The sequence below is a fragment of the Rhodococcus sp. EPR-157 genome, assembly GCF_001647195.1.
GTDB lineage: Bacteria > Actinomycetota > Actinomycetes > Mycobacteriales > Mycobacteriaceae > Rhodococcoides.
Genome location: NZ_LVCV01000189.1, coordinates 1 through 6,056 on the forward strand (window position 1 = coordinate 1; position 6,056 = coordinate 6,056).

Annotated in this window: 9 protein-coding genes; 4 read left to right on the forward strand and 5 right to left on the reverse strand. The window is 62.9% G+C overall.

Going from position 1 to position 6,056, the window contains the following annotated elements:
- Both A2J03_RS08550 and A2J03_RS08555 read left to right on the forward strand, forming a co-directional pair.
- The coding region (locus A2J03_RS08550) for an ATP-binding protein (RefSeq protein ID WP_197480676.1) at window positions 1-471 on the forward strand (471 nt) is incomplete at its 5' end.
- Between the two features lie 41 nt (window positions 472-512).
- A complete protein-coding gene (locus A2J03_RS08555; RefSeq protein WP_068372138.1) occupies window positions 513-1,259 on the forward strand; it encodes a phosphotransferase family protein in 747 nt (248 codons plus the stop codon).
- Between the two features lie 100 nt (window positions 1,260-1,359).
- On the opposite strand, the gene A2J03_RS08560 is transcribed toward A2J03_RS08555, so the two are convergent.
- On the reverse strand, window positions 1,360-1,725 hold the full coding sequence (locus A2J03_RS08560) for a VOC family protein (RefSeq protein ID WP_068372140.1): 366 nt from the start codon (window positions 1,723-1,725) through the stop codon (window positions 1,360-1,362).
- A 95-nt stretch (window positions 1,726-1,820) separates the two neighbouring features.
- On the opposite strand from A2J03_RS08560, the gene A2J03_RS08565 reads away from it, so the two are divergent.
- Window positions 1,821-2,786, forward strand: a complete 966-nt coding sequence (locus tag A2J03_RS08565; protein ID WP_068372143.1) for a helix-turn-helix transcriptional regulator — start codon at window positions 1,821-1,823, stop codon at window positions 2,784-2,786.
- Window positions 2,787-2,835: 49 nt separating this feature from the next.
- Here the strand turns inward: A2J03_RS08565 and A2J03_RS08570 are convergent, their stop codons facing one another.
- From A2J03_RS08570 to A2J03_RS08585, 4 genes are read right to left on the reverse strand one after another with little or no spacing between them, the layout of a single operon-like run.
- A complete protein-coding gene (locus A2J03_RS08570) occupies window positions 2,836-3,183 on the reverse strand; it encodes a hypothetical protein (RefSeq protein WP_068372146.1) in 348 nt (115 codons plus the stop codon).
- 55 nt (window positions 3,184-3,238) lie between these two features.
- Window positions 3,239-4,285, reverse strand: a complete 1,047-nt coding sequence (locus tag A2J03_RS08575) for an ABC transporter permease (protein WP_156520271.1) — start codon at window positions 4,283-4,285, stop codon at window positions 3,239-3,241.
- An 8-nt stretch (window positions 4,286-4,293) separates the two neighbouring features.
- Window positions 4,294-5,109 carry an ABC transporter ATP-binding protein gene (locus A2J03_RS08580; protein ID WP_068372149.1) on the reverse strand — a complete coding sequence of 272 codons (816 nt, stop codon included), beginning with the start codon at window positions 5,107-5,109 and terminating at the stop codon, window positions 4,294-4,296.
- Entirely contained in the window at window positions 5,106-5,507 is a 402-nt protein-coding gene (locus A2J03_RS08585; RefSeq protein ID WP_068372151.1) for a GntR family transcriptional regulator, read from the reverse strand. The genes A2J03_RS08580 and A2J03_RS08585 overlap by 4 nt, the downstream gene beginning before the upstream one ends.
- 79 nt (window positions 5,508-5,586) lie before the next feature.
- Here A2J03_RS08585 and A2J03_RS08590 point away from each other — a divergent pair.
- On the forward strand, window positions 5,587-6,056 hold a 470-nt coding region (locus tag A2J03_RS08590; RefSeq protein WP_231912438.1), incomplete at its 3' end, for a protein adenylyltransferase SelO family protein.

A 6,056-nucleotide genomic window follows, 5' to 3' on the forward strand; every position in this document is an offset into this window, starting at 1 on the left:
CTGGTTCAGCAGTTGGTTCCCGACACGCGAGTGTTCGACGCAGAAAAGGTCGGGGAGACACTGATGGACATCAAGCCCGGATTGCCGGCGACAGACAATTTTCAGCATTGGCCACCGTGGCGACCGTTGGTGGTCGAGACGGCTCGTCGGATTCTCGACTACACGGGCGGTGTGCTGGTGATGCCGATGACTGTTCTGACCGAGGCGTACTGGGACGAGATCAGCGGTGGCCTTGCCGAACATGGGATTCCCTTGAAGCACTTCGTGTTGCACGCCGATGAGGCCAGTTTGCGTCGGCGGATCATGGAGGACGAGGTCATGGGGCCTTCGTCTTTTCGGCTGAGCCATCTGCAGACGTATGTCGATGCCGCCGGGACGTGGCTGCACGCAGCCGGTGAAGTAGTCGACACTTCCGGCATCAGTGCGTCCGAGACAGCTCGTCGTGTCGTCGATGCACTCGGTGGAGCGTAAACTCGGCGACAGCGGATGTCATCGCAGCCATACTTACCGACGTGACAACGGTCGAGATTGTCGTCGCCCACGAAGAGCGTGCGACTCTACGTGTCGGCGGGGTGTTCTTGAAGGTCGACGCCGACCAGTCGAACACCGACATCGAGGTCGACGCTATGCGCCGGGCACCCGTCCCGACTGCGAAGATCCTGTGGCGCACGCCGCCGGTGCTTGCGCTCGCTGCACTTCCGGGTACTGCGCTTGCCCGTCTCGGTGAACCGTCCACAGCCTCGTCGGCGGCGTGGGCTGCTGCTGGACATGCGATACGGAAGCTGCACGACGCGCCGTTGCCGCCGTGGCGAGGCCGCAGCCTCGATGAGCTTTCCAGCGAACTCGACCGCGAATGCGCGTGGCTGAACAGGAGCGGGGTTGTCCCAACCGGCGTTGTCTCGTACAACCGCCGGATCGCCGAAGGTGCACTGAGACAGTGGACGCCGGTGTTCACACACGGTGACCTCCAAGCTTCGCATGTGTTCGTCTCCGGCGACGAGGTCACTGGCATTCTCGACTGGTCCGAGGCGGCATCGGGCGATTCCCTCTACGATCTCGCCACTGTGACACTGGGGCATCCAGAACATCTCGGCGATGTCATCGCAGGCTATGGAACAGATGTCGACCGCGAGGTCATCCGCGCATGGTGGTCGCTGCGTAGTTTGAGATGTGTCCGTTGGTTGGTCGAGCACGGTTTCGATCCGACCGCGCCAGGCTGCGAAGTGGATGTACTGATGAGACAGGCCAATCGGGGCTAGCAATTGTGGTCGGTCGATTGCTGACGGACAGGTCGAAGGGCCGACCATCGTCTGTGGCCGGCCCGTCGAGAACGAAAATGGCGGGTAACGCTCGTGCAGTTCAGTCCACCGGGGAGACGCGGATGAGGTTGCCGTCTGGGTCGGTGATCACGAACGTGCGGCCGAATACAGCGTCGTGCGGCTCCTGTACGACATGAACTCCCTTCGCGACCCAACTAGAGAAGATCTCGTCGACGGCTGAAGGCGGCCCGGGCACCATCAGCCCGACCTCGCACGTGCGAGGGGTGCTCGGGATCGCGTGCTCGCCGCCGCCTGTCCACAGCGCGAACAGGACACCCCGGGCAACCTCGAAAGCTACGTAGTGGGGGCTGGTGAAGGTCGGTTGGATCTCGAACAGGTCGCTGTAGAAGGCCGTAGCGGACTCGGCGTCGCGGACGTAGATCAGGAAGAGATTGGGTGCGGGCATAGAGCGCTCCTCAGGTCGTTGGACTGTCGGTACGGCTCCAGTTGATCTTCTAATCGCGACAGAACCTGTCACCTTTTCTGCGAACATTGGTCAATATGAAAGCTTCGAGACTGTTGGACCTCTTGCTGCTCCTACAGACCCGTCAGCGAATCACCACCACTGAGCTCGCCGAGCGTCTCGAGGTGTCTCGGCGGACGGTGTTGCGGGATGTCGAGGCGCTCTCGACAGCGGGTGTGCCTGTCTATGCCGAACGCGGGCGGAACGGCGGGATTGTCCTGCTCCCCGGTGCGCGGCTCAACGCATCGCATCTGGAACCGCCAGAGCTGGAGGCCCTCTCCGTGGCTGGTTTGGACAGCGCCCATCTCGAGCGCATGGGCCTGTCTGCAGTGTGGGAAACGGCCGCACGCAAGATCGCCGCCCGCCAGGCCGCAGCACCTGAGTCTCCGGGCCTGCTGCGTCTGGCGGACTTGGTACTGGTGGACAGCAACGCGTGGCTCGCTTACTCGGGGGCATCGGTGGACGTATCCGCTCTAGCCGCGGCCATGCGACACCGACGCCGCCTGCGAATCACGTACCGGCGCAGCGCCGAGAAGCAAGCCTCGACGCGAGTGGTCGACCCGTACGGGCTCGTGGCGAAATCAGGCCGCTGGTACCTGATCGCGGACGACCAGGGGGCCGGTCGGCTATTCGCTCTGGAACGACTTGCGGCCTTCGAACAACTCGACGCGCCAGCTGTTCTCCGACCAGATGAGACCCTCCGCACCAGGTGGGCTACGTTGAAGGAACGCACCGAGAGTCCAGGTGGCGTACGCGTGACCGTCCGCCTGCGAGAAAATGGCGTCGACCTGGCACGGCGCATTCTCGGCGCCCGCATCCACGAGGTCTCCAATCCGGAAAACGGCTGGTGCACCGTCGTCGTCCGCTACCCCGAAATCGAGGCAGTGCGTCAGCTCCTCCAGTTCGGCGACCATATCGAGATACTCACTCCAGAGTCAGCCCGCAAACGCATCAGCCAGCTTGCCAAGGACCTGGCTGAAAGACACTCGACCCCAGTCTCGTGACCGCCAAGCGGGATGCCACGCTCACGATCGATGTCCCCGGCCCGTGCAGCTAGCGGGGAGACGATACGTCCGGGCCCGCACCGGTACCGAGCCGGCGATTGTGGGCCAGGGACACGATCAGGCTGGGTGCGCCGTTGACGAACACCAGTACCGCGATTGCGATCGTGACGGAAAGCCACGGCTGTGACAACCAGTAGGTGTTTGCGAATTGGACGGCTGCGACGAGGCTCAGGATCCACCCCACTGTCTGGACACGACGAACACGGCGGGCGGGTCTGACCGGATAGGACCCTGACATCATCGGCAGTGTGCGGCCGTAGTTTTCGCGTGCAGCGAGCAGCGCGGCTGCCGTGTGCAGCACCACCGCCAGCACTGCTGCTGCCGTTGCGATCAGCATGTGCACGTCCTTTCGTCAGCCCCACCGGGAAGTCTCTCATCCTCCCAGCGTGATGTCACGGACGTAGTCGGCGGACCAGAAACAGCGATCCGGCGCAGGCGAGCGCGGAAACCAGCAGTGCAAGAGCAGCTTCGGTGCTTTGGAAACGCCAGAAGCTTCTGTCCTCGAAATACTCGATCTCGAATCGATCGGCGCCTTGGCGTTCGATGCACTGGTTGTAGCGGACGATCTGCTCCTGATTCAGCGCGTCGGATCGCCTCTCCCAGTCGGCGTAGGTCTCTTCTGGGCGCTGCTGCATCTCGTTCCAGAACGACTCGTCCTCCGCGCAGAGCGCGTAGTCGATGTCGACAACGTTGCCGTCGACGTCGACGTAGTTCTGATCGATGGACCACCTGGATGCGGGACCGTATGAAACGAACTCGCCGGACTGCACGAGGTCGCCGATCGGCTGGCTTTCCACCAGCGGCGTCGCATAATGCTGGCGTACCGTGGTGGATAGGAGAACCGAGAGGCCGACGGTCGCGACCAGCGTCAAGACCATTGCCCCAATCGTATTGCGCAGCAACAACGCACACGTGCTACCGATCATCAGCGCCACCGCAGTGTAGGCGGCGGGCATCAGTGCCTCGGTTTCGAAGATCGGGTAATCGAAGCGAGATCGTCCGGTACCTCCGGATATGGTCCAGAAGCCGGAACTGTCGGGCAACCGCGTCCACGAGAACACCAGGCCGTGCACCAGCATTGCCAGGATGATCGGTACGAATACGACGAGGACGCGGGAGAAGTACCAGCGCACGCGTCCGACCGACTGCGACAGCGACAGCACATGCGTTCCGCGTTCGATATCTCGCGAGAACACCGTAACCCCGACGAACAGCCCGATGAGGCTGGGAAGGGCGATCGTGAGCAGTGTCGTTCCCGTCAACGCGGTTTGCGCCGCGCATATCGTCGAATCGGTTCCGAAGCACGAGAAGAACGTGCCGTACGTGCCTGCATAGGGGGAGTTCCACAGAACCAGTGACGTGCCTGCAGTCACCACGGCTACGAGCGCGACGACTCCAAGGGCGCCGAGCAGACTGGCGCGGAATTGTCGATACGTCACCCAGAACATCACTCCACCCCGCTCAGGTGCGCCAGTACGACGTCGTCGAGAGTGGCGGGCAAGACTGTGGCGTCGGGCCGGGGCCCGCGGATGACGGTGGTCCCGCCGATCATCCCCACAATCTGCCCATCCGGCGCGGACGTTGTTCCTCTGACTACGTAGTGTTCGTTCACGATATCCTCGGTATTTCCGTCCAATTGCATTCGGCCACTGCGTAACAGGAGTAAACGGTCGGCGACGTCGACGAGATCGGCCAGCACGTGGGAGGACAGCACAATAGTGGTTCCTCGGTCGGCGGCGTCGCGCATGAGCAACTGTGCGACCGCGCGTCGGGCAACGGGGTCGAGGTCGGCGAGTGGTTCGTCGAGCAGCACGATCTCCGGAAGTCGTCCCAGCACAAGCGCAATCGCGATGCGAGTCCGCTGTCCTGGCGAGAGTCGCTTGATCTTCGTGCGCAGGTCGAGGCCGGTCTCTTCGACGATTCCGTTGGCGTAGGCGTCGTCCCACCGGTCGTTGGTGTCGCGGCCGAACCGGAGCATTTCGGCGATCGAGAAACGTGCGAACAACGGCTTGTGCTGAGCCAGATACGACAGCCCAGGTGCGATCCCGCGATCGTCGACCGAGTGGCCGAGGACTGTCACTTCTCCTGCATCGGCGTGCAGCAGCCCGACGATCATCGACATCAGCGTCGTCTTGCCTGCCCCGTTGGAACCGACGAGTGCGGTGATCGAACCCCGAGGCAGCGAGAAGGAACACTGATCGAGTACGGGTCGACGGCGAAACGATTTGCTGAGCTCCGACGCCTCGAGCACTGAATCCGTCACGTCTGTGGTCCTTCCGGTTCGGGGAATTCACGGTCGAGTGCAGCGGCGAAGAGCGCTTCGAGGTCGGTGCGTTCGAGGCCGGCACTCGCACCGTGGCCCACCCATGTGTCGAGTTCTGCAGCGAGCGCCGACTTTTCGGCCATGCCTGCCTTGACGAGAGTGCCGGTGACGAACGTGCCGAGCCCCGGCCGTCCCTCGGCCAGCCCGTCGTGCTCGAGTTCCTTGTATGCCTTCAGCACGGTGTTGGGGTTGATCGCGAGCGTCGGGACGTCGTCTTTTGCTGTCGGCAGCTTGTCGCCGACAGCAAGGTCCCCGCGTCGCAAAGCGTGTTTGACCTGTAGGACCAGCTGCACGTACGTCGGAATGCCCGAGCGTCGGTCGATGCGAAATTCGATCACCCTGCACCCTTTCACTAATGTTGTAGATAATTAGTGTCATAGGACAACGCGGATGTCAAGTACGCAGCTACCCTCGGGTATGGCCGTTTTGCAGAACCACCCCCTGTCCGGTTTGGAAAGCACGTACGCCGACGAGCTCGCCGACCTCACCGTGCCCTGGCAGGGCGCCGAGACACCCGATCCGACACTGCTGGTGTTGAACGAGCAACTCGCGCAGTCCCTCGGGCTGGACGTGGACGCACTGCGTCAGGAAGTAGGGGTCTTGTCCGGCGGCATTGCGCCGGAAGGCTCCACGCCGGTTGCGATGGCGTACGCCGGCCATCAGTTCGGTGGGTATGCACCGCTCCTCGGTGACGGTCGGGCTCTGCTACTCGGGGAACTGCACGACAACGAGGGCCGTCGCGTTGATCTGCATCTGAAAGGTTCGGGGCGCACACCGTTTTCGCGAGGCGGCGACGGTTTCGCGGTGGTCGGTCCGATGCTCCGGGAGTACCTGATCAGTGAGGCCATGTTCGCTCTCGGTATCCCCACGACGCGCTCGCTCTCGGT

Excerpts from the sequence above, each read along its gene's own strand:
- A2J03_RS08560 (WP_068372140.1), bottom strand. The coding sequence starts at position 1,725 with ATGCCCGCACCCAATCTCTTCCTGATCTACGTCCGCGACGCCGAGTCC.
- A2J03_RS08565 (WP_068372143.1), top strand. The coding sequence starts at position 1,821 with ATGAAAGCTTCGAGACTGTTGGACCTCTTGCTGCTCCTACAGACCCGT.
- A2J03_RS08570 (WP_068372146.1), bottom strand. The coding sequence starts at position 3,183 with ATGCTGATCGCAACGGCAGCAGCAGTGCTGGCGGTGGTGCTGCACACG.